17 protein-coding genes, 21 tRNA genes, 3 rRNA genes, 1 riboswitch and 1 other annotated feature are annotated in these 26,163 nt (G+C 42.9%); of the genes, 3 read left to right on the top strand and 38 right to left on the bottom strand.

The genetic code is table 11. The features are described 5' to 3' along the window. Positions 1 to 32: 32 nt before the first annotated feature. The 3 genes from GSR62_RS02840 to pepV all read right to left on the bottom strand — a co-directional run bounded on the left by GSR62_RS02840 (position 33) and on the right by pepV (position 2,219). Positions 33 to 308, bottom strand: coding sequence for a hypothetical protein (locus GSR62_RS02840; protein WP_010688561.1), 276 nt, complete (start codon positions 306 to 308; stop codon positions 33 to 35). Between the two features lie 20 nt (positions 309 to 328). Then, the gene (locus tag GSR62_RS02835) at positions 329 to 565 is read right to left on the bottom strand and encodes a hypothetical protein (RefSeq protein WP_004048435.1); all 237 of its coding nucleotides are present in this window, start codon (positions 563 to 565) and stop codon (positions 329 to 331) included. A gap of 253 nt (positions 566 to 818) precedes the next feature. Then, positions 819 to 2,219 (bottom strand): dipeptidase PepV, encoded by a 1,401-nt coding sequence (gene pepV, locus GSR62_RS02830; RefSeq protein ID WP_066023774.1) that lies wholly within the window; start codon positions 2,217 to 2,219, stop codon positions 819 to 821. 153 nt (positions 2,220 to 2,372) lie between these two features. Here pepV and GSR62_RS02825 point away from each other — a divergent pair, with 153 nt between their 5' ends. Continuing rightward, entirely contained in the window at positions 2,373 to 3,215 is an 843-nt protein-coding gene (locus GSR62_RS02825; protein ID WP_081797091.1) for an NAD(P)H-hydrate dehydratase, read from the top strand. On the opposite strand, the gene GSR62_RS02820 is transcribed toward GSR62_RS02825, so the two are convergent. The 32 genes from GSR62_RS02820 to GSR62_RS02665 form a co-directional block, all read right to left on the bottom strand. Further along, positions 3,186 to 3,911: a pseudouridine synthase gene (locus GSR62_RS02820; RefSeq protein WP_010688558.1), complete on the bottom strand. Its 726-nt coding sequence runs from the start codon at positions 3,909 to 3,911 to the stop codon at positions 3,186 to 3,188. The two genes, GSR62_RS02825 and GSR62_RS02820, sit on opposite strands and share 30 nt — an antisense overlap. A gap of 1 nt (position 3,912) precedes the next feature. Beyond that, complete coding sequence (locus GSR62_RS02815) at positions 3,913 to 5,529, bottom strand: putative polysaccharide biosynthesis protein (protein WP_035448800.1); 1,617 nt, start codon at positions 5,527 to 5,529, stop codon at positions 3,913 to 3,915. Positions 5,530 to 5,640: 111 nt separating this feature from the next. Beyond that, on the bottom strand, positions 5,641 to 6,987 hold the full coding sequence (locus GSR62_RS02810; protein WP_010688557.1) for an amino acid permease: 1,347 nt from the start codon (positions 6,985 to 6,987) through the stop codon (positions 5,641 to 5,643). Between the two features lie 179 nt (positions 6,988 to 7,166). Further along, complete coding sequence (gene leuS, locus GSR62_RS02805; RefSeq protein ID WP_010688556.1) at positions 7,167 to 9,578, bottom strand: leucine--tRNA ligase; 2,412 nt, start codon at positions 9,576 to 9,578, stop codon at positions 7,167 to 7,169. A 56-nt stretch (positions 9,579 to 9,634) separates the two neighbouring features. Beyond that, positions 9,635 to 9,839, bottom strand: a binding site (T-box leader). 45 nt (positions 9,840 to 9,884) lie between these two features. Then, positions 9,885 to 12,170: a LysM peptidoglycan-binding domain-containing protein gene (locus GSR62_RS02800; protein ID WP_066023773.1), complete on the bottom strand. Its 2,286-nt coding sequence runs from the start codon at positions 12,168 to 12,170 to the stop codon at positions 9,885 to 9,887. 162 nt (positions 12,171 to 12,332) lie between these two features. Further along, a complete protein-coding gene (gene metK, locus GSR62_RS02795) occupies positions 12,333 to 13,526 on the bottom strand; it encodes a methionine adenosyltransferase (RefSeq protein ID WP_066023772.1) in 1,194 nt (397 codons plus the stop codon). After that, positions 13,524 to 13,613, bottom strand: a riboswitch (SMK box riboswitch). Its footprint overlaps the gene before it by 3 nt. 108 nt (positions 13,614 to 13,721) lie before the next feature. Continuing rightward, positions 13,722 to 13,806: transfer RNA gene (locus GSR62_RS02790), tRNA-Leu, on the bottom strand. 6 nt (positions 13,807 to 13,812) lie between these two features. Next, positions 13,813 to 13,885: transfer RNA gene (locus tag GSR62_RS02785), tRNA-His, on the bottom strand. A gap of 111 nt (positions 13,886 to 13,996) precedes the next feature. Continuing rightward, positions 13,997 to 14,069 (bottom strand) — tRNA-Asp (locus tag GSR62_RS02780). Positions 14,070 to 14,072: 3 nt separating this feature from the next. Further along, a tRNA-Met gene (locus GSR62_RS02775) sits at positions 14,073 to 14,146 on the bottom strand. A gap of 17 nt (positions 14,147 to 14,163) precedes the next feature. Beyond that, positions 14,164 to 14,235 (bottom strand) — tRNA-Glu (locus GSR62_RS02770). A 7-nt stretch (positions 14,236 to 14,242) separates the two neighbouring features. After that, positions 14,243 to 14,330, bottom strand: a tRNA-Ser gene (locus GSR62_RS02765). Positions 14,331 to 14,333: 3 nt separating this feature from the next. Next, positions 14,334 to 14,407: transfer RNA gene (locus GSR62_RS02760), tRNA-Ile, on the bottom strand. A 12-nt stretch (positions 14,408 to 14,419) separates the two neighbouring features. Further along, positions 14,420 to 14,490, bottom strand: a tRNA-Gly gene (locus GSR62_RS02755). Between the two features lie 15 nt (positions 14,491 to 14,505). After that, positions 14,506 to 14,578 (bottom strand) — tRNA-Phe (locus tag GSR62_RS02750). A gap of 7 nt (positions 14,579 to 14,585) precedes the next feature. Further along, positions 14,586 to 14,658, bottom strand: a tRNA-Asp gene (locus GSR62_RS02745). A gap of 4 nt (positions 14,659 to 14,662) precedes the next feature. Beyond that, positions 14,663 to 14,736: transfer RNA gene (locus GSR62_RS02740), tRNA-Met, on the bottom strand. 9 nt (positions 14,737 to 14,745) lie between these two features. After that, positions 14,746 to 14,835 (bottom strand) — tRNA-Ser (locus tag GSR62_RS02735). Between the two features lie 46 nt (positions 14,836 to 14,881). Beyond that, positions 14,882 to 14,955: transfer RNA gene (locus tag GSR62_RS02730), tRNA-Ile, on the bottom strand. Between the two features lie 18 nt (positions 14,956 to 14,973). Further along, a tRNA-Met gene (locus tag GSR62_RS02725) sits at positions 14,974 to 15,047 on the bottom strand. Positions 15,048 to 15,074: 27 nt separating this feature from the next. Further along, a tRNA-Pro gene (locus GSR62_RS02720) sits at positions 15,075 to 15,148 on the bottom strand. A gap of 5 nt (positions 15,149 to 15,153) precedes the next feature. Continuing rightward, positions 15,154 to 15,227 (bottom strand) — tRNA-Arg (locus tag GSR62_RS02715). A 17-nt stretch (positions 15,228 to 15,244) separates the two neighbouring features. Continuing rightward, positions 15,245 to 15,330, bottom strand: a tRNA-Leu gene (locus tag GSR62_RS02710). A 29-nt stretch (positions 15,331 to 15,359) separates the two neighbouring features. Beyond that, positions 15,360 to 15,431, bottom strand: a tRNA-Gly gene (locus GSR62_RS02705). Between the two features lie 5 nt (positions 15,432 to 15,436). Then, a tRNA-Thr gene (locus GSR62_RS02700) sits at positions 15,437 to 15,512 on the bottom strand. Positions 15,513 to 15,581: 69 nt separating this feature from the next. After that, positions 15,582 to 15,654: transfer RNA gene (locus tag GSR62_RS02695), tRNA-Lys, on the bottom strand. Between the two features lie 4 nt (positions 15,655 to 15,658). Continuing rightward, a tRNA-Val gene (locus GSR62_RS02690) sits at positions 15,659 to 15,731 on the bottom strand. 9 nt (positions 15,732 to 15,740) lie between these two features. Next, positions 15,741 to 15,857 (bottom strand): 5S ribosomal RNA (gene rrf, locus GSR62_RS02685). Positions 15,858 to 15,928: 71 nt separating this feature from the next. Next, positions 15,929 to 18,845 (bottom strand): 23S ribosomal RNA (locus GSR62_RS02680). A gap of 202 nt (positions 18,846 to 19,047) precedes the next feature. After that, a 16S ribosomal RNA gene (locus tag GSR62_RS02675) occupies positions 19,048 to 20,611 on the bottom strand. The 16S, 23S and 5S rRNA genes sit together here with 21 tRNA genes alongside, the layout of an rRNA operon. Before the next feature lie 475 nt (positions 20,612 to 21,086). After that, a complete protein-coding gene (locus GSR62_RS02670; protein WP_066023751.1) occupies positions 21,087 to 21,479 on the bottom strand; it encodes a CvfD/Ygs/GSP13 family RNA-binding post-transcriptional regulator in 393 nt (130 codons plus the stop codon). Positions 21,480 to 21,491: 12 nt separating this feature from the next. Then, positions 21,492 to 22,064, bottom strand: coding sequence for a peptidylprolyl isomerase (locus tag GSR62_RS02665; protein WP_066023752.1), 573 nt, complete (start codon positions 22,062 to 22,064; stop codon positions 21,492 to 21,494). Between the two features lie 145 nt (positions 22,065 to 22,209). Between GSR62_RS02665 and GSR62_RS02660 the strand changes: the two genes are divergently transcribed. Both GSR62_RS02660 and GSR62_RS02655 read left to right on the top strand, forming a co-directional pair. Continuing rightward, positions 22,210 to 23,217: an NAD(P)/FAD-dependent oxidoreductase gene (locus GSR62_RS02660; protein WP_035449131.1), complete on the top strand. Its 1,008-nt coding sequence runs from the start codon at positions 22,210 to 22,212 to the stop codon at positions 23,215 to 23,217. A 145-nt stretch (positions 23,218 to 23,362) separates the two neighbouring features. Further along, the gene (locus GSR62_RS02655; protein WP_010688034.1) at positions 23,363 to 24,004 is read left to right on the top strand and encodes a VTT domain-containing protein; all 642 of its coding nucleotides are present in this window, start codon (positions 23,363 to 23,365) and stop codon (positions 24,002 to 24,004) included. A 26-nt stretch (positions 24,005 to 24,030) separates the two neighbouring features. Here the strand turns inward: GSR62_RS02655 and GSR62_RS02650 are convergent, their stop codons facing one another. Genes GSR62_RS02650 through GSR62_RS02640 form a run of 3 tightly spaced genes read right to left on the bottom strand, consistent with a single transcriptional unit; the run spans position 24,031 to position 26,034 of the window. Beyond that, entirely contained in the window at positions 24,031 to 24,627 is a 597-nt protein-coding gene (locus tag GSR62_RS02650; RefSeq protein ID WP_235804189.1) for a TIGR01906 family membrane protein, read from the bottom strand. A gap of 38 nt (positions 24,628 to 24,665) precedes the next feature. Next, positions 24,666 to 25,436, bottom strand: coding sequence for a TIGR01457 family HAD-type hydrolase (locus GSR62_RS02645; protein ID WP_010688036.1), 771 nt, complete (start codon positions 25,434 to 25,436; stop codon positions 24,666 to 24,668). A gap of 16 nt (positions 25,437 to 25,452) precedes the next feature. Then, the gene (locus GSR62_RS02640; RefSeq protein WP_035449137.1) at positions 25,453 to 26,034 is read right to left on the bottom strand and encodes a YutD family protein; all 582 of its coding nucleotides are present in this window, start codon (positions 26,032 to 26,034) and stop codon (positions 25,453 to 25,455) included. Positions 26,035 to 26,163: the final 129 nt, after the last annotated feature.

The following is a 26,163-nucleotide window of genomic DNA, read 5'->3' as shown; positions in this document are numbered from 1 at the left end:
TTTTACACTAAAAACCCAAATAGTCAAGCAACCTAGTTTAAACTGATCACAGTTCCGTAACCATGCAACATCAAATATTTAGGCCCCACTGAAACGCGGACGATCTGGGGCTCAAAACTAACACCAATGATCCCGTCACCGTCTTTAGCGACTGCGCGTTCGATCAAAATATCTTGAACTTGCCGATAGAGCTCATCGAAATTATCAACTTCATCAAGTTGTTCTGCTGTCAAAGTTTTCTTGACGGTCGCATTTACGATCCCTTTGATCGTGTAAGCTTGCTTGACTTCACCTGTAGTTAAAAACAATTGCTTCACCTCATTGATCATTAAAGAAAGATTCGGTAATTATGCTGAGTGATATTTATGATCTCGCGCCGATTTGCCTTAGACCGCTTGCGTAATAAAGTATCAAGCATCTTTTTTAGCTTGGCATCATCGTCTAATTTAGGCAACAAGCTGTTATCAACTCGCAAAAAAAGATCTTCACGCCGACTTAAAACTTTAAATAGTGTTGTTTTCTCATCGCTTTGGGCTGAATTCTTTTCCAAAAAACCTTTCTTCATCTTAAATTCCCTGCTATATAAAATGCAAACAAGTACATCGTTCATACTTGCAAAAGAAATATAGTTTTTCCTTTCTATAATTACCGCAAACATGGCCCGCGGTCCTTATCTCAAGTAATCCCAGCTTCACATTTTGAACTTTCTAACTGTTACTTACTCCGCTAGGCTAATGTTGCTCTAACTTCATTTTACGCCCTTTTTTTGAAATTATCAAAAAAGACTGCCATCCGACAGTCTTTTACTAAAACTATTCTTATTTGATCAGCTCATAGATCGATTGCGCATAGATCGCTGCTGCCTTCACAAGGTCATCGATCGGCATAAATTCGTTTGCTTGATGCATTGTATCGGGTACACCTGGGAACATCGCGCCAAAAGCGACCCCACGTTCCATCAAACGGCCGTATGTGCCACCACCGACAACTTTACCTTCAGCTTGTTCACCTGTTTGTTCTTGGTAAACATTAAGCAAAGTCTTGACCAATGGATCTTCAGGGGAAACGTAATGTGGCACTTGTAATTTACCACTACGTTTTACTTCGATATCTAATGGTTGGGCAGCTTTTTGCAAACCAGCTTCGATATCTTTTTCATCTGTACCTTTAGGGAAACGGAAATTAAGGGTGATCTGTCCACCTTTGCCCGCTTCAAAATTGTAGATCCCTGAGTTCATCGTTAAATCACCCATGATCTCATCGGTATAAGCAACACCAAAAGCTTCCATCCGTGAATCTTGATGCAAGTAGTCAGCCGTGAACTTGATAAAGTTAGCTGCTGCACCACCAAAATCAAATTGTTGCAAGAAAGTAGCCATATAAGTAGCTGCATTTTCACCATTACGTGGTTCTTGGGCATGGGCTGCTTTACCAATAATATGCAAGTAGACCTTGCCTTCTTTCAAGTAAGCTGTCCCTGTAATAGGATTTTGGGCTACAAATTCATCAAAAGCACTCAAAATAGCCTTTGAGTCTTCGGCTTTCAAGTAAACTTCAGCATCACGTGGTACCATGTTTTCACGTAAACCAGCTTCGAAGCTAACTAATTCAACTTTACCACCATTGGTTCCAGCAAAATCAGCGACAAAGCTAACATTACCCTTTTCACCATTGATAATTGGGAAAAAGGCATCAGGTGAAAAGCCAAAATCAGGTTGTGGCATTTTTTCAAAGTAGTGCGTCATACCACGCCATTGGCTTTCTTCGTCAGTTCCTAAGATAAAACGTACCTTTTTCGAAACTGGCAAACCAAGTTCCTTAACGATCTTTAAACCGTAGTATGCAGCCATACTTGGGCCCTTATCATCTGAAGCCCCACGTGCGTATAAACGGCCATCTTTTTCAACAGGTTCAAATGGATCAGTATTCCAACCTTTACCAGCTGGCATAACATCTACGTGAGCTAGCATCCCTAACGTTTCAGGACCATCACCATATTCAATGTGTCCAGCTAAGCCATCTAATTCAAGTGTTTCAAAGCCATCACGTTGACCAATTTCTAAAAATTTGTCTAAAGCTTCCTTAGGACCAGGTCCAAGTGGAGCTTCAGGAGTTCCTTTTGCTTCATCACGTACACTTTCGATCCGAAGCATGGTCTTTAAGTCCGCCAACATATCGTCTTTGCGTTTAGCGGCTTCTTCTTTCCAATCGATTGTCATAAAAATCCACCTCTTATTTAGATTCGATCTCTCCCCTATTTTAGCATAAATTTTAACAACTTCCACCTTAACACTTATCTTATCAGTTGAAAAATATACTAAAATGACTTAACTTGGACATAGAATACCTTGAGTGATCGGAGTTGGATACAAATGGAAACTATGAAAAATTTGACCACGCTTTGTCTAAAACAAGTCATCAAGCCACGGCCTAAGCAAAGTCACAAAGGAAATTTCGGTAAGATCTTGATCATCGGCGGAAATAAAAATATGAGTGGGGCTGCGATCATGTCGGCTAGCGCTGCTGTCCATGCCGGTGCCGGTCTTGTCACATGTGCCACAGATAGTTCAAATTTTTTTGCACTTCATGCTCGCTTACCCGAAGCAATGGTCGTTGATCACAGTGATTTTGAGACCTTGACTCAAGCTATAAAGCAAGCTGATACGATCGTTATTGGCCCTGGTCTAGGCCTCGATCAACTTGCAAGACAGATATTGAAAATTACCTTATCAACCGTAAGCCCAACCGCAACTTTGATCATTGATGGATCAGCGATCACACTACTTGCACAACAAAACGAGCCCTTACACCCAACATGTCAGGTGATCTACACCCCACATCAGGCCGAATGGGCTCGTTTATCTGGACTAGCGATCGCAGAACAACTGCCTCAGGCCAATCAAAGTGCCCAACAAAGGCTAGCTGCTCACGTCGTTTTAAAAAAATATCACACTGAGATCTATCACCAAGATGGTACGATCAGTCGGTTACCCATCGGCGGTCCCTACATGGCGACTGGTGGGATGGGCGATACTTTAACGGGGATCATTGCTGCTTTTATGGGGCAATTCAAAACACTAGCTCCAGCTGACGTTTTAGATGCTGCCGTTTATTTACACAGTGCCGTTGCCAGTGACCTCTCGCAAAGTAAATATGTTGTTTTACCGACCGATATCATTGAACATCTACAAGCTTTCATGGCGCAATTTAGCTAGTTCCTGCTCGCTTAAGGGACGGTAATCTCCCCGTTTTAGAGTGGGATCGAGTTTTAAACTCCCCATTTGAAGACGTTCTAGCTCCAAGACCTTCATCCCTGCCGCTGCAAACATCCGTTTCACTTGATGATATTTACCTTCCGTGATCGTGATCTCGACCTTAGACCGCTCATGTGCTTCATCAACAGTCAAGATCTTCAATTTGGCGGGCTTAGTTTTTTCGCCATTTTTTAACGTCATCGAACTAGCAAAGGTCACACAAGTTGCTGGTGTTACTATTCCTGCGATCTGGGCAACATAAGTTTTAGCCACGTGCTTTTTGGGACTCAGTAATTCATGACTCAAGGCCCCATCATTTGTCAAAAGCAACAATCCCGTCGTGTCTTTATCTAAACGCCCCACTGGGAAAAGTTTTTGGTTACTTGCAGGTTCGACCAACAGATCTAAAACTGTTTTCTCGACCCGATCTGTTGTTGCTGAAACAACCCCTTTTGGTTTATTTAGCATATAGTAATAATAATTTTGATACGTCAGTACTTTTTGTCCTACCATAACCTGGGAAATAGCAGGATCAAGTTGAAATTTTCCGTCAGTGATGACCGCACCGTCAACACTGACACTTTTTTTGCGTAATAATTTTTTTACTTCAGAGCGTGTTCCCAGACCCACCGTCGCTAAATATTTATCTAATCTCATCTTATTTCCACCTAAATATCTTTTGTAATTTACTTGTCACCTTTGTGCCTAAGATTCGTTGTACTAGACCGAGTTTAAAACACGCTAATAAATATAAGTATCCCCCGACCCCAGCAGCTAAGCTCAAACTCACCAAAGCTGACCAGCGACTATTCCCGGGAAATATCATATAATAACCACCTACAAACAGTAAAGTCACACCAAACATCAGTAATGCTACCATGAACATCTTATTGACATTAACTTGTAACTGTCCTGTCGGTAAATTATATTTCAAATATAAAAAGCGCAGCATTAAATAGCTGGCCCAACTCATCGCGATCCCTGTCGCTAAAAGTGGTCCAAAAACACCCAACCAAAGAGTCAATGGATATTGCAGGACTAATTTTAGCCCTAGCCCCCAAGCGGTATATTTGATAGCTTGTTTATTTTCATAGATCCCTTGCAATAATGAACCTAAAACATTGAATAGTCCCATTGCTAACGCCACATACGCTGAGATCGCTAAAACAAAGATCCCCGTTGCCTCATAACCGTAGAATACTAGATAAAGCGGACGACTGACTGCAGCCATACCAAAGACAGCTGGTAACATCACAAAAAACAACAACTCTAGAGATTCTAATAGTTGTTTTTTCATCAAAGTACTATCGCATTTAGCAACAGCTTCACTTAAAAGTGGGATCGCTGTCGTTGCCATTGCAGTCGATAGTGCCACCACGATCATGATCAGCTTATTGGTATTCCCCGCAAATAGAGCATATAAGGCATTGATCTGAGCCATACTATACGCACCTGCTTGTTGCATGATCACAGGGAAGGTAAACTGATCGACCAAATTAAACATCGACATCGCACATGCAATAAAAATAAAGGGTAAAGCCTGATATAAGACCTCTTTTAATAAGGTCGCATTGGTTATTTTGAGCTGATCGTTACTCTGAGATACTAGCTTATCTAATCTTTTTTTATGCTTGAGATAATATCCCACTAACAATAGAGTTCCACCTACAGCGCCGATAAAAGCTGCAAAAGTCGACTGCCAAACGCCGGCTTCAAATGGTAACCCCATAACTTTGATCGTGATATAGGTCGCTAACAACATATAGATTATTCGCAAAAATTGTTCGATCAATTGCGATAAAGCAGATGGTGCCATATCCTGAAAGCCCTGAAAATATCCGCGCAAAAGACTCATCGACGGAATGATCAATAAAGCTAAGGCCAAGGAACGATAGATCGAGACCATCCTTGGATCACCTTGTGAGATCCAAGGTGCGATCAACCAAAAGACCAGCGTACAGACTGCCCCTAAGATGAACAAAGCTACTAAACTTGTCTTAAATAATCTTTTTGAAACGCCATATTCATTTTTAGAATTATAATGTGCAACTTGTTTAGCAACAGCTGAAGGGATACCCGAGATCGCGATCATCAAAAAAATACTATAAACAGTATACCCCTTTGTATACAGGGCATTTGCCTGCAGTTTGTCACTTCCAAACCAGCTATACCAGGGAATGATGTAGAGCGCACCTAAGATGCGGGAAATGATACTCCCAGCTGTCATCCACGCCGAACCACGAAGCATTTTTTCTTTCATCGTTTGTTCTTTCATAGCATATATTCCTTTCTACTGTTTCAGTATAGATTCTAGCAAAAAATATAGTACTAAAAAAGATTTTCAACTTAAAAACACCTCAGAGTCTGAACTCTAAGGTGTTTGTGCTTAATTATTTTCTTTAGTGGTTTTGAGTTTTCCTGAAAGGATGAACAATAAACTAAACCAGACCAGCGCAAAAATGATCGAGATCAAAGTACTTGTACTCGTTGCCAATAGTCCTAAGACGATCACAAAAAAGGCGATCGTTAAGAAGTTAGTCCAAGGATAAAGTGGCATCGGAAAAATACTTTTAGCGGTTTTATTTTGTTGCCGATACTTATAGTGGCACCAAACTAAAATGATCCAAACAAAGATAAAGCTGACCGTAGCCACCCCTGAGATGATCTCAAAGATGCTACTTGGTAAAATATAGTTCAAGATCACGATAATAAAGAGGACCGACGAAGAAAAGACTAAAGATCCGACCGGTACACTGCGATTACTGATCTTAGCCATCTTCTTTGGTGCTTGTCCGCTATTGGCCAAAACAAACAGCGTCCGACTCGTACTAAAGATCGCACTATTACATGCTGATAGTGCCGCAGTCAGAACCACAAAATTGATCACAGCTGCAGCCATCTTGATCCCGATCCCAGAAAAGACTTGGACAAATGGACTTGAAGTCGTTGCGATCTCGTTCCAAGGATAGATGCACATCAAGACAAACATCGAACCGACATAAAAGAGACCGATCCGCATCGGTAACGTGTTGATCGCCCGTGGAAGATCTTTTTTAGGATCAGCCGTTTCACCCGAAGTCAAACCGACCATTTCGATCCCTGTAAAGGCAAAGATGACCATCGGAAAAGCAGCTAATAACCCGGAAAATCCTTTTGGAAAAAGGCCACCGTAATCGACTAAGTTACTCAATTGTACTTGATGACCACCAACATTAGCCGAGGTCAATAATAAGATCAACCCCGTCGCGATCAAAGCCATGATCGCTAAAACCTTGATACTAGAAAACCAAGCTTCTAATTCGCCAAAAACTCCCACACTCAGTAAATTAAAGGCTAACAAGATCAAAATGATCGCTAAAGCCGTCACCCATTGGGGAATATTAGGGAACCAGTAGCGAATGTAGATCCCACTGGCGGTCAGATCGGCCATAGCTAAACTTTCCCAACATAGCCAATAAGTCCAACCAACAACAAATTCCCACTTTTCACCGAGATATTGGCGTACAAATTCAATAAATGATGCTTTAGAGGTATCAGATAAGATCAATTCCCCGATCGCACGCATCATCAAAAAGCAAAAGATCCCTGCAACCAAATAAGCGAGAATGATCGCAGGCCCTGCTTTTTGGATCGCACTCCCAGATCCTAAGAAAAGCCCCGTTCCTATGGCACCGCCGATCGCGATCATCTGTACATGGCGGTGCGTCAATGCACGAGATAGTTCGTTTTTCATGCTATTAAAATCCTTTCTGAGATATTAATGTTCCTTTTTATAAATATGTTTACGTTCTATTCTATCCAATTTACTTTGATTTCGCAAATTTCTTTCAAAAAATCAAACACATTTTAATTTTCGTCTGTTAAAAAATAAAGAAATGAGACCCCCACTGGATCTCATTTCTTTATTTACTATTAGTTAGCAACTACATTGACTAATTTGCCTGGTACTGCGATCACCCGACGGATCGTCTTACCTTCAAGCTCAGCCTTGATCTTTTCGTCATTCAAAGCAAGTTCTTCTAACTCTTCTTTTGAAGCTGTCCGCGAAACCTTCAAGTGTTGCTTGATCTTACCATTAACTTGGACAACAATCTCAACTGTATCTTCGACTAATTTATTTTCATCATATGTTGGCCATTTAGCATAGGCGATACTTCCAACATTACCTAATAAAGTCCAAAGTTCTTCAGCCATATGCGGTGTGATCGGCGAGATCAATTTGACTAAGCCTTCAACGTATTCTAGTGGTAAGGAATCAGCCTTGTAGAATTCATTGACTAAGACCATCAATTGTGAAATTGCAGTGTTGAAATGCAATTTTTCGTAGTCTTCAGTAACTTTCTTGACTGTTTGATTGTAAATCAAATCCAAATTACCTTCGTTGATCGTTGTGATCCGGTCGCGTAATTGACCATTTTCATCGATCAGCAAGTTCCAAACACGATTGATGAACTTATTAGCCCCATTCAAGCCATCTTCGCTCCAAGCAATCGAAGCATCAAGTGGTCCCATGAACATTTCGTATAAACGTAATGTATCGGCGCCGTATTGCTCAACGATATCATCCGGGTTGACCACATTACCCTTAGATTTAGACATTTTTTCATGGTTGTTACCTAAGATCATCCCTTGGTTGACCAATTTTTGGAATGGTTCTTTAGTTGGGACAACGCCTAGATCATATAAGAATTTGTGCCAGAAACGAGCATACAATAAGTGCAAGACTGCATGTTCAGCCCCACCAACGTAAAGATCTACTGGTAACCAAGCCTTTAATTTTTCAGGATCAGCGATCATTTCATTGTTGTGTGGATCAATATAACGCAAGAAGTACCATGAACTACCAGCCCATTGTGGCATTGTGTTAGTTTCGCGTTTCCCTTTACGTCCATTTTCATCGACTACATTGACCCAATCTTCGAGGTTAGCCAATGGACTTTCACCTGTACCTGAAGGCTTGATGTCATTTGACTTAGGTAAAAGAAGTGGTAATTCATCTTCTGGAACTAAAGTTGTTTCGCCATCTTCCCAGTGGATCACAGGGATCGGTTCGCCCCAGTAGCGTTGACGTGAGAAAGTCCAATCACGTAAGCGGTAATTTACTTTCTTATCACCCACACCGTGTTCTTTCAACCAGTTGATCATCGTCCCGATCGCTTCTTCTTTGGTCAAACCATTCAAGAAATCGGAGTTGATATATTCACCCTCACCGGTGTAAACTTCTTTTTCAACATCTCCCCCAGCAATGACTGGGATGATCGGCAAATCATATTTCTTTGCAAATTCCCAATCACGCGGATCATGGGCAGCCGAGACCATAACCGCTCCGGTACCATATGAAGCCAAGACATAATCAGCTAACCAGATCGGTAATTTTTCACCATTTACTGGATTGATCGCATAACTTCCGGTAAAGACCCCAGTTTTTTCTTTAGCTAGATCTGTTCTTTCAAGATCAGACTTGTGTGAGATCTCTTCAACGTAAGCTTCAACAGCTGCTTTTTGTTCTGGTGTCGTTAAACTAGCTACCAGTTCATGTTCAGGTGCGATCGTGATCGCTGAAGCACCAAATAAAGTATCTGGACGTGTAGTAAATACTTCTAATTGTTCATCTTGACCATCAACTTTAAAATCGATCGTAGCACCAACTGAGCGTCCGATCCAGTTGCGTTGTTGTTCTTTAATCGCTTCAGGCCAATCAAGATCTTCTAGATCATCGATCAAACGATCCGCATAAGCCGTGATCTTTAGGACCCATTGACGCATTGGTTTACGGATAACTGGGAAGCCACCCCGTTCGGTCTTACCGTCGATAACTTCTTCATTAGCCACTACAGTCCCTAGATCTGGACTCCAGTTAACTGGGATCTCAGCTTCATAAGCTAGACCACGTTTGTAAAGTTGTTCAAAGATCCATTGTGTCCATTTATAATAAGCCGAATCGGTCGTATTTACTTCGCGATCCCAATCGTAAGAAAGACCCAATGATTTGATTTGACGTCTAAAATTGTTAATATTTTTCTTAGTAAATTCACGTGGCGAATTACCTGTATTCAACGCATATTGTTCCGCTGGTAAACCAAAAGCATCCCACCCCATTGGATGTAAAACATTGTAGCCTTGCATCCGTTTCATACGTGAAATGATGTCAGTTGCCGTATACCCTTCTGGATGGCCTACATGTAGCCCTTGTCCCGATGGGTAAGGAAACATATCTAAAGCATAGTAATTCTTTTTATCCTTATCCTCAGTTGTCTTGAACGTCTTATGTTCATCCCAATAACGTTGCCATTTTTTTTCGATCTCTTTATGATTATAGCTCATCTATCCATAGTTCCTTTCTAGAAAATAAAAAAGTCCTATATAGAGTTATAAACTCCATATAGGACGAAAAACCGCGGTACCACCCATATTCCAACACTAAGTTGACACTTAACTTCGTAACGGGAAGGACCGTTTTCACTTACTAACTTCGGTGAAAAACTCAAAGGCGAGTTCAGAAAAACCAACTTGTATACTCACAGCAACCGTATACTCTCTGAAAATAGCTCAGTTCTTCCTAATACTCCTTATCTGCGTTCAAATATTTACTTCATCTTAGCAAAACCGCTCGACTAATTCAAGAGAAAATTATTTTAATTTCAAATTTTGTCCGACATAGATCATGTCTGAGGTCAAATTATTCAAGGCTTTCAATTGATTTACCGTCGTACCATTATTGGAAGCGATCCGCCAAAGTGAGTCACCCGCTTTGACTGTATATGTTTTCTTTGGACTACTTTGGGCGTTTGTCTTATTAGCCGTTGTAACTGCACCTTTAGTTACTTTAAGCGTCTGGCCAACATAGATCAGATCACTTGATAAGTTATTGACTTGTTTTAAGTCATTTAACGTCATTTTATGTGAATTAGCGATCGCCCACAAGGAATCACCCGCCTTGACCGTATACGTTCCATTACCATTTGCTTGATTTTGATTTGAATTTTGAGCAGTATTTGTACTTGGCTTGTTAGAAACTGTTTTACCAGAGACCTTCAAAACTTGACCAGGCATGATCAAATTACTGCTCAAGTTATTCAAATTCTTCAACTCTTGTAAGCTCATATTGTGGTTGACTGCAATACGGTACAAAGAGTCGCCCGCCTTGACCGTATACGTCCCATTGCCACTTGCTTGGGCTTGATTTGAATTTTGTGATGTATTTGTGTTCGTACTTGGCTGGCTTGTATTTGCTTGTCCTGAAACTTTCAAAACTTGACCAGGCATGATCAAGTTGCTGCTCAAATTATTCAAATTCTTCAACTCTTGTAAGCTCATATTGTGGTTGACTGCAATACGGTACAAAGAGTCGCCCGCCTTGACCGTATACGTCCCGTTGCCACTTGCTTGGGTCTGATTTGAATTTTGTGATGTATTTGTACTTGGTTGGTTCGAAGTTGCTTGGCCCGAGACCTTCAAAACTTGACCAGGCATGATCAAATTACTGCTCAAGTTATTCAAATTCTTCAACTCTTGTAAGCTCATATTGTGGTTGACTGCAATACGGTACAAAGAGTCGCCCGCCTTGACCGTATACGTCCCGTTGCCACTTGCTTGGGTCTGATTTGAATTTTGTGATGTATTTGTACTTGGTTGGTTCGAAGTTGCTTGGCCTGAGACCTTCAAAACTTGACCGGGTATGATCAAATTACTGCTCAAGTTATTCAAATTCTTCAATTCTTGTAAACTCATGTTGTGGTTAACTGCGATGCGGTACAAAGAGTCACCTGCTTTGACCGTATACGTCCCATTGCCACTTGTTTGGGCTTGATTTGAGTTTTGTGATGTATTTGTATTCGTACTTGGCTGATTCGTAGTTACTTGGCCTGAAACTTTTAAAACTTGACCTGCAAAAATCAGATCGCTACTCAAGTTATTCAAGCTCTTCAATTCTTGCAAACTCATATTGTGGTTTTTAGCGATCCGGTATAAAGAGTCACCCGCCTTGACAGTGTAAGTCCCATTGCCACTTGTTTGCGTTTGGCCCGCATTATTATTGTTAGTCGTTGGTGTTTGATTCGTGTCAACTGACGAACCCCCAACATCATAAGCTATTAAATTATAGGCCTGGATCACTCGGATCAATTTATCCGCATAGTCTGGTGCAGTCGCATATGTTCCATATACCCCATAACGCAGATTTTGCGCGGCAATTGCATAATTAGCCGAATTAGCCCGCGTAGATTTAGGGAAACGGGTCGTGATCACATTTGCATAGCCATTTAAAGATTCTGCATAGCTTGAATAACGTTGGAATTTATCATAGATCGTATGGTAGGAACCATTATAAAATTCCTGCGTTGGTAACTCAATATATGCCCCTGAGCCTGACCACTTGACCCCGAAAAGATTGTAAGCTGAGGTCGATAAATAACTACCACCCCATCCGCTTTCAAGGGCAGCTTGCGCGATCATCAAAGATGCATATAGTCCGCGTTGTTGAGCGACCTGTTGTGCAGGACCAGCGATATTATTCAAAAATATTTGCACATTTCCTGGATAAGCCCGTGAAACACTGACTGTTGGTGTAGTAGCTGAATTAGGTACTGCTTGACTAGCTGGAGCAACTTGACTTTGGTCTTGGGTAGGTGTTGCAGATCGATCTTGTATCTGAGTTTGCGCTGTTTGTGCCGAAACTTGACTTTGTTCATTTATATTATTGGAATTTGCACTAGTATTTTCATTATTATTATTAGATGATGTATTTTGATCGATCTGAACCGTATCTGCTTGCGCCTTAGCTTTACTCAAAACTAAACCAGCTGTTCCCATCAAAACAGTCGTTCCAATATATGTCGTAGCTTTTTTGACAGATTTTATATTTTCAGATAACAGCTGTTGTTTTTTATTCTCAAGACGTTCTTTTCTACTCTTCAAAATTCGACCCTCCTAATATTTAAAAAATTATAATAATTGCTTAATTTAAAACCTTACTTCGATTATATCCTCTATCGCTGATTCATGCTAGCTTTTTCACTCCAATTAATATAAAAAGAGCACTAGTCCGTATCGACTAATGCTCAAAAATAGTTATAATTTTTAATCTAAATTCAATTCTGCCTTCAATTCAGCAACCTTATCCGTTTTTTCCCAAGGCAACTCAACATCAGTCCGTCCAAAATGACCATAAGCAGCAGTTTGCTTATAGATCGGACGACGAAGATCAAGCATTTCAATGATCCCCGCTGGGCGCAGATCAAAAATCTTGCGAATATCTGCAACTAGTGCTTGATTGCTTACTTTCGAGGTTCCAAATGTGTCGACCGCGATCGAGACTGGTTGTGCGACCCCAATAGCATATGCGATCTGAACCTCAACTTGAGATGCGATCCCAGCAGCTACGATATTTTTAGCAATATAACGTGCAGCATAGCTAGCTGAACGGTCTACTTTAGTAGCATCCTTACCAGAGAAAGCACCACCACCATGATGAGCAAAACCGCCATAAGTATCAACAATGATCTTGCGACCGGTCAGCCCTGCATCGCCTTGTGGTCCACCGATAACGAAGCGTCCAGTTGGATTGATGAAATATTTTGTTTTCTCATCAAGCAACTCAGCTGGAATCTCCGTTTGGATAACTTTTTCTAAAATATCTTGTCTAATTTGTTCCAACCCAATTTCAGCTGCATGTTGTGTTGATAAAACAACTGTATCAACGCGCAAAGGTTTACCATCGTCAGCATATTCAACGGTAACTTGTGCCTTAGCATCAGGTCCTAAATAGGTAAGTTCGCCTGACTTGCGCACTTGAGCGATCTTACGCATCAACCGATGGCTCAATGCGATCGGTAATGGCATCAATTCAGGTGTTTCATCGATCGCATAACCAAACATCAAGCCTTGATCACCCGCACCGATCTGATCGAGCGGATCTGCTTGACCCTCTTTTGTTTCCAATGAGTTATCGACACCTAAAGCGATATCAGCTGATTGTTCATCGATCGCAGTCAAAACAGCACAATTATCGCCGTCGAAACCGTATTTGCCATTAGTATAGCCGATCTCTTTGATCGTATCGCGTACTACTTTTTGAATATCAACATACTTATTAGTTGAAATTTCACCGACAACAACTACTAAACCTGTAGTAACAGTTGTTTCTGCTGCTACACGTGCATTGGGATCTTTTTCCAACAATGCATCTAAGATCGCATCACTGATTTGATCTGCGATTTTATCTGGATGTCCTTCTGAGACTGATTCTGATGTAAATAAATGTCTTTCTGACACTTTGAATTCCCCCATTTCAATTTTGTGGTTACAAGGCATCTTCACTAGATAGTGAATCCTATCGGGAATGAGTGAGTTGTAACGTTCTTATTCTAACACAAGATTTCACTTATTCAAGGTAAAAGGCCTAAATATTTGCAAAAGGTTTTCTTAGATATAAAAAAAGACTAGGTAAAGTTACCTAGTCCCAAGAAATACCGGTGATCGGGGTCGAACCGATACGTCCTCAACGGACACTGGATTTTGAGTCCAGCGCGTCTGCCAATTCCGCCACACCGGCATCAAGGGCGATAGATGGGAATCGAACCCACGAGTGCCGGAGCCACAATCCGGTGCGTTAACCACTTCGCCACTATCGCCATAGCCAATATACTATATAATAATACTACATCTAACTTTACTTGTAAATAAAGTTAGGTTGATTTCATAAAAAAAGCTACCATAACGGCAGCCAAAATATAAAGTCACAACGGTCCTAACCGGATTTGAACCGGTGATCTCCTGCGTGACAGGCAGGCGTGATAACCCCTACACCATAGGACCATATTGCGGGAGCAGGATTTGAACCTACGACCTTCGGGTTATGAGCCCGACGAGCTACCAGACTGCTCCATCCCGCGATAATTATATATTGTGATGACCCGTACGGGATTCGAACCCATGTTACCGCCGTGAAAGGGCGGTGTCTTAACCACTTGACCAACGGGTCATATTAACGGAGAAGGAGGGATTTGAACCCTCGCGCCGTGTTACCGGCCTACACCCTTAGCAGGGGCGCCTCTTCAGCCACTTGAGTACTTCTCCAGATGGGCCTAAGTGGACTCGAACCACCGACCTCACGCTTATCAGGCGTGCGCTCTAACCAGCTGAGCTATAGGCCCATTTAACACTTAAGCGGGTGACGAGAATCGAACTCGCGACAACAGCTTGGAAGGCTGTGGTTTTACCACTAAACTACACCCGCATATAATGTTGTTAATGGCGCGGGACGGAATCGAACCGCCGACACAAGGAGCTTCAATCCTTTGCTCTACCAACTGAGCTACCGAGCCATATTTACGGTCCTAACCGGATTTGAACCGGTGATCTCCTGCGTGACAGGCAGGCGTGATAACCCCTACACCATAGGACCATTATTGCGGGAGCAGGATTTGAACCTACGACCTTCGGGTTATGAGCCCGACGAGCTACCAGACTGCTCCATCCCGCGATAATAAAAAGGAGGATAAGAGATTCGAACTCTTGCGTGGTTTGACCCACCTGACGGTTTTCAAGACCGTTCCCTTCAGCCAGACTTGGGTAATCCTCCATAATATTTAGTTACATACTATGATCCATCTAATAAATAGATCAAATGGACCTTGTAGGACTCGAACCTACGACCGGACGGTTATGAGCCGTCTGCTCTAACCAACTGAGCTAAAGGTCCGAGGCACTAGTACGTAAATCGCGGCGGAGGGGATCGAACCCCCGACCTCCCGGGTATGAACCGGACGCTCTAGCCAGCTGAGCTACACCGCGATGTTGATTTTAAGAACTTTCGTTCAATCGGGAAAACAGGATTCGAACCTGCGACCCCCTGGTCCCAAACCAGGTGCTCTACCAAGCTGAGCTATTTCCCGATATATGCACCCAGCAGGAGTCGAACCTGCAACCTTCTGATTCGTAGTCAGACACTCTATCCAGTTGCGCTATGGGTGCGTATTATTAATATTTAATGCCGAGGACCGGAATCGAACCGGTACGGTGATCACTCACCGCAGGATTTTAAGTCCTGTGCGTCTGCCAGTTCCGCCACCCCGGCATGATCAGCTAATATTAAATTATTGATCAAGCGGAAGACGGGATTCGAACCCGCGACCCCCACCATGGCAAGGTGGTGTTCTACCACTGAACTACTTCCGCATTAATGGTGCCGACTAGAGGATTCGAACCTCCGACCCTCTGATTACAAATCAGATGCTCTGCCAGCTGAGCTAAGTCGGCGCTAAAAGCAAGTGACTTAATTATTTTATAACAATTATAAATAATTGTCAAGTGCTTTTTTTGTTTTAATGAGTCGTGACAGGCTCGAACTGTCGACCCTCTGATTAAAAGTCAGATGCTCTACCGACTGAGCTAACGACTCATGATGGAGGATACAGGGCTCGAACCTGTGACCCTCTGCTTGTAAGGCAGACGCTCTCCCAACTGAGCTAATCCTCCATAATGATAGCGTGGCAACTTCCTACCCTCGCAAGGGGCGATCCCCTAACTACTATCGGCGTTACAAAGCTTAACTTCTGTGTTCGGAATGGGAACAGGTGTAGCCTTTGTGCTATCGCCACCACACTTTTTTGTGAGAACCTTGTTCTCTCAAAACTAGACAATATCTTTATTTCCGAAAACGCTACGTTTTTGACTTGGTTAAGTCCTCGACCGATTAGTAATGGTCCGCTCCATACGTCACCGTACTTCCACTTCCATCCTATCTACCTGATCATCTCTCAGGGGTCTTACTTCCATAAAGGAATGGGAAATCTTATCTCGAGGTGAGTTTCGCACTTAGATGCTTTCAGCGTTTATCTCATCCATACATAGCTACCCAGCGATGCCCTTGGCAGAACAACTGGTACACCAGCGGTATGTCCATCCCGGTCCTCTCGTACTAAGGACAGATCCTCTCAAATTTCCTACGCCCGCGACGGATAGGGACCGAACTGTCTCACGACGTTCTGAACCCAGCTCGCGTACCGCTTTAATGGGCGAACAGCCCAACCCTTGGGACCGACTACAGCCCCAGGATGCGATGAGCCGACATCGAGGTGCCAAACCTCCCCGTCGATGTGGACTCTTGGGGGAGATAAGCCTGTTATCCCCAGGGTAGCTTTTATCCGTTGAGCGATGGCCCTTCCATGCGGAACCACCGGATCACTAAGCCCGACTTTCGTCCCTGCTCGACTTGTAGGTCTCGCAGTCAAGCTCCCTTATGCCTTTACACTCTGCGAATGATTTCCAACCATTCTGAGGGAACCTTTGGGCGCCTCCGTTACCTTTTAGGAGGCGACCGCCCCAGTCAAACTGCCCACCTGACACTGTCTCCCGCCGCGATGAGCGGCGAGGGTTAGAGTGTTCATACAACGAGGGTAGTATCCCACCAGCGCCTCGATCGAAACTAGCGTTCCGACTTCTACGGCTCCTACCTATCCTGTACAAGTTGTACAAACACCCAATATCAAGCTACAGTAAAGCTCCATGGGGTCTTTCCGTCCTGTCGCGGGTAACCCGCATCTTCACGGGTATTATAATTTCACCGAGTCTCTCGTTGAGACAGTGCCCAGATCGTTACGCCTTTCGTGCGGGTCGGAACTTACCCGACAAGGAATTTCGCTACCTTAGGACCGTTATAGTTACGGCCGCCGTTTACTGGGGCTTCAATTCTGAGCTTCGCTTACGCTAACCCATCCTCTTAACCTTCCAGCACCGGGCAGGCGTCAGCCCCTATACTTCATCTTACGATTTTGCAGAAACCTGTGTTTTTGATAAACAGTCGCCTGGGCCTATTCACTGCGGCTGCACATTGTGCAGCACCCCTTCTCCCGAAGTTACGGGGTCATTTTGCCGAGTTCCTTAACGAGAGTTCTCTCGCTCACCTTAGGCTACTCGCCTCGACTACCTGTGTCGGTTTGCGGTACGGGTGGTCTGATTCTAACTAGAAGCTTTTCTCGGCAGTATGACATCGATCACTTCGCTACTTTAATTTCGCTCCCCGTCACAACTTGTCCTTAAGACGATAAGCATTTGACTCATCATCAGACTCGTTGCTTGGACGTGCATATCCAACAGCACGCATCTCTAGCCTCCTGCGTCCCTCCATCGTTCAAACAAATCAAACCAGTACAGGAATCTCAACCTGTTATCCATCGCCTACGCCTCTCGGCCTCGGCTTAGGTCCCGACTAACCCTGGGAGGACGAGCCTTCCCCAGGAAACCTTAGTCATACGGTGGACCAGATTCTCACTGATCTTTCGCTACTCATACCGGCATTCTCACTTCTAAGCGCTCCACCAGTCCTTACGGTCTAGCTTCATCGCCCTTAGAACGCTCTCCTACCATGCAACATAGTTGCATCCACGATTTCGGTAATGTGTTTAGCCCCGTTACATTTTCGGCGCAGGATCACTCGACTAGTGAGCTATTACGCACTCTTTAAATGGTGGCTGCTTCTAAGCCAACATCCTAGTTGTCTGTGCAATTCCACATCCTTTTCCACTTAACACATATTTAGGGACCTTAATCGGTGGTCTGGGCTGTTTCCCTTTCGACTACGGATCTTATCACTCGCAGTCTGACTCCCGGATATAGATCTGTGGCATTCGGAGTTTATCTGAATTCAGTAACCCAAGACGGGCCCCTAGTCCAAACAGTGCTCTACCTCCACGATCCTTAACTCCGAGGCTAGCCCTAAAGCTATTTCGGAGAGAACCAGCTATCTCCAAGTTCGTTTGGAATTTCACCTCTACCCACACCTCATCCCAGCATTTTTCAACATACACGGGTTCGGTCCTCCAGTGCGTCTTACCGCACCTTCAACCTGGACATGGGTAGGTCACCTGGTTTCGGGTCTACGTCAACATACTCATTCGCCCTATTCAGACTCGCTTTCGCTACGGCTCCGGCCTTTGCGCCTTAACCTCGCACGCTAACGTAACTCGCCGGTTCATTCTACAAAAGGCACGCCATCACCCATTAACGGGCTCTGACTACTTGTAGGCACATGGTTTCAGGAACTATTTCACTCCCCTCCCGGGGTGCTTTTCACCTTTCCCTCACGGTACTGGTTCACTATCGGTCACTAGGGAGTATTTAGCCTTGGGAGATGGTCCTCCCGGATTCCGACGGAGTTTCACGTGTTCCGCCGTACTCAGGATACTGGGCTGAGGAAACGAAGTTTCGCTTACAGGGCTATCACCTTCTCTGGCTGATCTTCCCAAATCATTCAACTACTTCGTTTCTTGGTAACTCAAATGTCCAGTCCTACAACCCCAAGAAGCAAGCTTCTTGGTTTGGGCTGTTCCCTTTTCGCTCGCCGCTACTCAGGGAATCGAATTTTCTTTCTCTTCCTATGGGTACTTAGATGTTTCAGTTCCCCACGTCTACCTTCAACTGAGCTATGTATTCACTCAGTGATAACAGGTCTTTACTCCTGTTGGGTTTCCCCATTCGGAAATCTCCGGATCACAGTTTACTTACAACTCCCCGAAGCTTATCGCAGTTAGTCACGTCCTTCATCGGCTCCTAGTGCCAAGGCATCCACCATGCGCCCTTAATAACTTAACCTATATTATCTTACGATAATGGTTATGAGTTTAGCGATTAAACATTAATGTTTTAAACTCTTTAAAACGCGGTGTTCTCGGTTATTTTAATTAACAAAGAAATAAAAGATATTATCTAGTTTTCAAAGAACAAGTTTGAGAGTAGACCTCTCAAAACTAAACAAAGTTTACGATAAAGTGCAGGTTTCCGAAATTATCCTTAGAAAGGAGGTGATCCAGCCGCAGGTTCTCCTACGGCTACCTTGTTACGACTTCACCCCAATCATCTGTCCCACCTTAGACGGCTGGCTCCAAAAGGTTACCCCACCGGCTTTGGGTGTTACAAACTCTCATGGTGTGACGGGCGGTGTGTACAAGGCCCGGGAACGTATTCACCGCGGCATGCTGATCCGCGATTACTAGCGATTCCGACTTCATGTAGGCGAGTTGCAGCCTACAATCCGAACTGAGAACGGCTTTAAGAGATTTGCTAAACCTCGCGGTCTTGCGACTCGTTGTACCGTCCATTGTAGCACGTGTGTAGCCCAGGTCATAAGGGGCATGATGATTTGACGTCATCCCCACCTTCCTCCGGTTTGTCACCGGCAGTCTTGCTAGAGTGCCCAACTTAATGCTGGCAACTAACAATAAGGGTTGCGCTCGTTGCGGGACTTAACCCAACATCTCACGACACGAGCTGACGACAACCATGCACCACCTGTCATTCTGTCCCCGAAGGGAAAGTCCTATCTCTAGGATTATCAGAAGATGTCAAGACCTGGTAAGGTTCTTCGCGTTGCTTCGAATTAAACCACATGCTCCACCGCTTGTGCGGGCCCCCGTCAATTCCTTTGAGTTTCAACCTTGCGGTCGTACTCCCCAGGCGGAATGCTTATTGCGTTAGCTGCAGCACTGAAGGGCGGAAACCCTCCAACACTTAGCATTCATCGTTTACGGCGTGGACTACCAGGGTATCTAATCCTGTTTGCTACCCACGCTTTCGAACCTCAGCGTCAGTTACAGACCAGAGAGCCGCTTTCGCCACTGGTGTTCTTCCATATATCTACGCATTTCACCGCTACACATGGAGTTCCACTCTCCTCTTCTGCACTCAAGTCTCCCAGTTTCCAATGCACTACTCCGGTTAAGCCGAAGGCTTTCACATCAGACTTAAAAGACCGCCTGCGTTCCCTTTACGCCCAATAAATCCGGATAACGCTTGCCACCTACGTATTACCGCGGCTGCTGGCACGTAGTTAGCCGTGGCTTTCTGGTTAGATACCGTCGAAACGTGAACAGTTACTCTCACGCACTTTCTTCTCTAACAACAGGGTTTTACGATCCGAAGACCTTCTTCACCCACGCGGCGTTGCTCCATCAGGCTTTCGCCCATTGTGGAAGATTCCCTACTGCTGCCTCCCGTAGGAGTTTGGGCCGTGTCTCAGTCCCAATGTGGCCGATCAACCTCTCAGTTCGGCTACGCATCATTGCCTTGGTAAGCCTTTACCTCACCAACTAGCTAATGCGCCGCGGGCCCATCCAAAAGCGGTAGCATAGCCACCTTTTACATAGTTACCATGCGGTAACTATGGTTATGCGGTATTAGCACCTGTTTCCAAGTGTTATCCCCCTCTTTTGGGCAGGTTGCCCACGTGTTACTCACCCGTTCGCCACTCAACTCTTTATCGGTGAGTGCAAGCACTCGGTGATAAAGAAGTTTCGTTCGACTTGCATGTATTAGGCACGCCGCCAGCGTTCATCCTGAGCCAGGATCAAACTCTCAATTTAAAGTTTGTGACTCTTTATTTTTACTAGCGAATTGACTTCGCAAAATGTTTATTGCTCTTATCACTTAGATAAGAGACCCTGCACATTTGCTTATCGAAACTTTGTTCAGTTTTCAAAGATCTACTTAATTGATTTATCTAACCGATACAATCAACATAATTATTATATCATATCTGATTTTCGTTGTCAATAACTTTTTTAAATTATTTTTTCAACGTCGTAATCAGACGACTTATTTATCTTATCAAAACCATTAATCAATGTCAATAAGAAAATAATTTTTTTGTTATGCTTTAACAAATCAGCTTAAATATAATATCATGATTTTCAAGATGATGTCAACATCTTTTTTATATTATATTTTTAAGTAACTGCTCTGCATCAGCAACTTTTATAGTATACCAACATCAGTGAAAGAACGTCAACATTTTTTTATAAAAAAAAGCAGAAATTTTTTATTTCTGCTCCAAATACTTTATTTTCCGGCTGCAATGTCGGCCAAAGCTTCATCGACCCAACGATCCAAACGTTTGGCTATTGGGGTAAAACCTTCATATACATGTCGATTAGTCCAATATTTCTTATGCTGATAACGCGTATGCCGTGGTTGGTTAAAATCAAAAGTCTTCTCCAAACATCTGACCGAAAGCGAGATCTTTTGAGTATACTCATCGATATCGATGATCATCACTCGCACTCTTTGTCCGACTTTTAAATAATTTTGGATATCATCTACAAAACCATGATGGCACTCGGAAATATGGATCAATCCCTGTGTCTCCTCGTCAAGCGCGACAAAAGCACCATAAGGTTGGATCCCGGTCACATATCCTTCCAGTATCATTCCGATACGATAAGTTATTTCCATGATCAACTACCTCTATAGTATTTCGATATTTTTAATTACAATTTCTTTTTTAGGTTTATCGCCCCAACCAGTCTTAGCTTTAGCAATTTTATCAACTACTTCCATACCAGAAATGACCTGACCAAAAACAGTATGGCGTCCATCTAACCAAGGGGTCCCGCCTTGACGATATGCTTGAACTATTTCTTTAGGATAGGTCGTTAATTGCTTGATAATACGCTTAGGCATATTTTTATTTTGAACGATAAAGAATTGACTTCCATTCGTATTAGGGCCAGCATTGGCCATTGAAACAGCGCCCCGTAAATTATAAAGCTCCTCGGAAAACTCATCTTCAAAGGCTTCACCCCAGATACTTTCGCCCCCCATTCCAGTTCCAGTAGGGTCGCCGGTCTGGATCATAAAATCTGAGATCACACGATGAAAGATAACGCCATCGTAGTAGCCGTTTTTGGCCAAAGTCACAAAATTTTCGACCGTTTTAGGGGCTTGCTCAGGGAAAAGTGCCAAGGTTATCTCGCCCAAATTTGTTTTGATGACCGCACTTGGGATCAATTTATCAGTGTCTAATTGTAAAAACTCCATCTATTATTTCTTCCTTATCTCTATAAATATATCTTTCATTTAGATATGATACTTTAACTCACAAGTTATTGCCAATTTTATTTTACACCTTTAATATGATATTGTAACTTTAACCGACAAGAATTATGAAGGGAGCAACCTCTTTATGGTAGCTAAAGAATTTTATGATATTACGATCATCGGTGGTGGTCCAGTTGGCATGTTTGCGGCGACCTATGCTCGGATGCGCTTGGCCAAAACCCAGATCATCGAAAGTTTAGGACAGTTAGGGGGTCAAGTCAGCGCCTTATTCCCTGCGAAAAGGATCTACGACATCCCTGCTTTTCCCGAGATCACCGGAACAGAATTGATCGATCATCTAAAACAACAAGTCGAAAAATTCGATCCTGATATCTTTTTAAATGAACGCGTGGAAAGCTTCACCCAAATCGATGGTGGCTTTGAGATCAAAACTTCCAAGCGAACAACTTATTCAAAAACGATCATTATCGCTACTGGAGCTGGGGCTTTTGAACCACGTAAATTAAAGGTAGCAGCAGCAGAAAGATTCGAAGGCAAACAACTCCACTATTTTGTCAAAGATCTCAAGGACTTTAGTGATAAAGAAGTGGCGATCGCAGGTGGTGGTGACTCAGCAGTTGATTGGGCTTTAGAATTAGCACCGATCGCTAAAGCTGTTCACTTGATCCACCGACGGGATAAATTCAGAGCTTTAGAATCTAGTGTTTCGGCGCTGAAAGAAACCGACACGATCCTACACACCCCATATTTGATCACTGATCTTTCTTCTATCCAAGATAAACTTTGCATCAGCCTGGAAAAACCTCGAAGTGCTGAGAAAAAAGAATTGACTGTCGATCACCTTCTAGTCAATTACGGGTTTGCCTCAAGTTCCAAGTTACTCGAAAGTTGGGCACTCGAACTTGACCATCATAATATCGCGGTCAATGCTAAAAATGAGACCTCGATCCCTGGCGTTTACGCGATCGGGGATATCGCCGCCCAAGCTGATAAATTAAATTTGATGGCCACCGGTTTTGGCGAAGCTCCTAGCGTCATCAATAGCGCACTACTGCGGATCTATCCGGAAAAACGCCAACCTGCTCATAGTACGCAGCTAATTAAAAAATTTGAAGCTGCTCAAGATAATTAAGTACATTAAGCTAAAAGTGTAGTATATTTATATAAGAGAGTAAACGCTACTGTCGGCACTCTCCTATAGTTGTCAAAAATCAACAACTACAATTACGAAAGGAATATGTTCATGTTTTTACAGCCGACAATGAACGCCTATAGCAATGTCACAACTAATTGATTTTATCTTACACATCGATGTCCACTTAGTTACGATCGTTAATCTCTTCGGTGATTGGACTTACCTGATCTTATTTTCGATCATCTTTATCGAGACCGGTGCTGTTATTATGCCGTTTTTACCCGGAGATTCGCTTTTATTTGCCGCCAGTGCAATGTCGGCAAATCCTAAATATAGCCTAGATATTTGGATCTTTGTTGCCCTCTTCTGGTTCGCTGCTGTTTTAGGTGACTCACTTAACTTCTTTATCGGGCATTATCTAGGTAAAAAATTGACTAAGACTAAATTTTTCAGTCGAATCATCAAAGAGTCTGATTTAAAACGAACCGAAGAATTCTTCGACAAGCACGGTGGGATCGCGATCTCATTAGCCCGTTTCATGCCGATCATCCGTACATTGGCACCCTTTGTTTACGGCGGTAGTGGTGGTAATTTCAAGACCTTTATCCGTTACTGTTTGATCGGTGCAACGGCTTGGGTAACACTTTGCTGTGGTGCAGGTTATTTCTTTGGTAATTTCCCGATCGTTAAAGAACATTTCTCCTTGATCATCATCGGGATCATCGCTGTTTCTTTGATTCCAGCGATCATTGGGGCAATCAAATCAAAAACTTCAAAAAAATAATATCAACACAAAAAAACGTGGTCAATTTAAGCGACCACGTTTTTTAATTGCCATTTTCCAATAAGATAGATGCCAAGCAAACTCAAAGTAAATGTTCCCACAAATATGCCGAAACACGCTAAAAAATACTCACTTGGCAAAGCATTGATGATCGGATCTAAATTCGGATCAAATATCCAGTCATCATTTCTAAATAACACTTCATGAAAGAAGATAAAAAAATCTTCAAAATCGACCACTATAAAACAAATAAATCCGGCTACGATCAAACTTAGACCATAGATCTTTCCTTGTAAGAGCCAAAGCCGTTTTTTTAGTGTCAGATCATATAAATAACGTAGCGCTGGCCAAGCAGTCAGGGCTAAAACACTATAATTCAAGAAAAATAGCCGTTTGACATCTTCAAAATGCCGCATGCCATTATAGGAGATCGGTAAAGATAATTTGAGCTCTGTGACCCACGGATAATTGAGATATGCCAGCAATGACAAATAGTTATCCCGTAGCCCTTGTTTTGTCAGACCGACCTCTTGATACAGTTTGTAATGGTGCATGAACCACCAGTAAAGTGGATGGAAATTGATCGTTAGCGTTATGCAAAACGTCACTAAAAATAACAGCACCAAAAGCTGGAGCCCGGCCTCTTTTAGATATCGAACGCTTAGACTTTCCATTGGTCTAAAGAATCGAGCTCAACTGTCGGTTTGATAGCTTTATCAGCCACTTGTTCCTTCGTTGAGACGCCTGTATAAACTAAGATCGTATCGATCCCAAAATTGATCCCAGCTTGAATATCCGTCATGTAGTTGTCACCGACCATTGCTACTTGATCTTTAGCTAGACCTAAGCGCTTCAAAGCTTTTTCCATGATTATCGTTTCTGGCTTACCAACATATTGCGCTTTTTGCTGTGTTGCACATTCAACTAAGGCGATCACTGAGCCTGCTCCAGGAACTAAGCCACGCTCATTAGGTAAATTTGTATCTGCATTCGTTCCAATAAAAGTAGCCCCACGCTTGATCGCTAATGTTGCTAATTCAAATTTATGATACGTTACATCATAATCCAACCCTACAACTACATAATCAGGTGTTGTCTCCTCAAATTTAAAGCCTCGATCTAAAATAGCTTGTTTTAGCCCTAATTCACCGATCACATAAGCTGTTCTTTTTTCACTATCCAGATCAGCAATATAGTCTGCTGTCGCTAAGGCCGAAGTAAAAACATTATTGACTGTAACATGAATATCAAAGTTCTTCGCTAAATTAGCAACGACTTTTTCCGGTGCTTGTGTACTATTATTAGTCACAAAGAGAAATGGAATATTTTTAGCCTGTAAATTTTCGATAAAACGTTTCGCAGCTGGGATCTTTTCCTTACCACGGTAGATCGTGCCATCAAGATCGATCATATAGCCTGCATATTTTTTCATTTTGGTAAACTACCCCTTATTTATTTTTTTGGCGGATCGTAAAGCGCCGTTTGCGTTTTTTGACCTGGTCTGTCGTATATTTTTTCGACCGAGGTTGCTTTTTATTTATATCATATACACGTTGTGCTGTATATGGCTTTTGCGACTTTTCTTTTCTATTTTGTGTCCGCCGCTTATGGCTGGTCTTTTTATTTTTACCACTGTTATGCGATGGTGTTGGAGTCTGAACGTCTAAGTTGCGCAAGACAAAATAAGCACAGCCAAAATTACAGTATTCGTAAAGATAATCCTGTAAGCGTTCAATGCTTTGCGTCGGTGTTCCTTTATTGCTACCGGCAGCATAAAAGCCTCGCAGCCGCAATTGATCATAACCCCAATCACCTACAATGTAATCATACTTGGTCAAAATATTGCTAAAACGTTCCTCTAACTTTTCGACCTCAAATCCATTGCGATAATTCTTCTCTAAAATATATGGGCGCCCATCGATCAACATCTGGGTAGGACTTTGCAAGATAACTTCACTCGCAAAAGCTTTGATCGTCTCAGCTTTCTTAGCTAGCTGTGCTTCTCTGCGTTCCTTTTTTTCACTATTCAAAAAAATTCCTGCTATATAAAATGTAGTCAAGCATATTGCTTGCGAAAGAAATATAGCCTCTCCTTTCTTAGATTTTTTTGTCTCATTCACACCACATTTGTCTTTCGGGTGAATCACATATACTATCAT

It is taken from the genome of Ligilactobacillus animalis (assembly GCF_009933595.1).
GTDB classification, from domain to species: domain Bacteria; phylum Bacillota; class Bacilli; order Lactobacillales; family Lactobacillaceae; genus Ligilactobacillus; species Ligilactobacillus animalis.
Note: the sequence above shows the minus strand (reverse complement) of the source record. Positions and strands in the feature narration are given on the sequence as shown.

Excerpts from the sequence above, each read along its gene's own strand:
- GSR62_RS02835 (WP_004048435.1), bottom strand. The coding sequence starts at position 565 with ATGAAGAAAGGTTTTTTGGAAAAGAATTCAGCCCAAAGCGATGAGAAA.
- pepV (WP_066023774.1), bottom strand. The coding sequence starts at position 2,219 with ATGACAATCGATTGGAAAGAAGAAGCCGCTAAACGCAAAGACGATATG.
- GSR62_RS02825 (WP_081797091.1), top strand. The coding sequence starts at position 2,373 with ATGGAAACTATGAAAAATTTGACCACGCTTTGTCTAAAACAAGTCATC.
- GSR62_RS02820 (WP_010688558.1), bottom strand. The coding sequence starts at position 3,911 with ATGAGATTAGATAAATATTTAGCGACGGTGGGTCTGGGAACACGCTCT.
- GSR62_RS02815 (WP_035448800.1), bottom strand. The coding sequence starts at position 5,529 with ATGAAAGAACAAACGATGAAAGAAAAAATGCTTCGTGGTTCGGCGTGG.
- GSR62_RS02810 (WP_010688557.1), bottom strand. The coding sequence starts at position 6,987 with ATGAAAAACGAACTATCTCGTGCATTGACGCACCGCCATGTACAGATG.
- leuS (WP_010688556.1), bottom strand. The coding sequence starts at position 9,578 with ATGAGCTATAATCATAAAGAGATCGAAAAAAAATGGCAACGTTATTGG.
- GSR62_RS02670 (WP_066023751.1), bottom strand. The coding sequence starts at position 21,479 with ATGGAAATAACTTATCGTATCGGAATGATACTGGAAGGATATGTGACC.
- GSR62_RS02665 (WP_066023752.1), bottom strand. The coding sequence starts at position 22,064 with ATGGAGTTTTTACAATTAGACACTGATAAATTGATCCCAAGTGCGGTC.
- GSR62_RS02660 (WP_035449131.1), top strand. The coding sequence starts at position 22,210 with ATGGTAGCTAAAGAATTTTATGATATTACGATCATCGGTGGTGGTCCA.
- GSR62_RS02655 (WP_010688034.1), top strand. The coding sequence starts at position 23,363 with ATGTCACAACTAATTGATTTTATCTTACACATCGATGTCCACTTAGTT.
- GSR62_RS02645 (WP_010688036.1), bottom strand. The coding sequence starts at position 25,436 with ATGAAAAAATATGCAGGCTATATGATCGATCTTGATGGCACGATCTAC.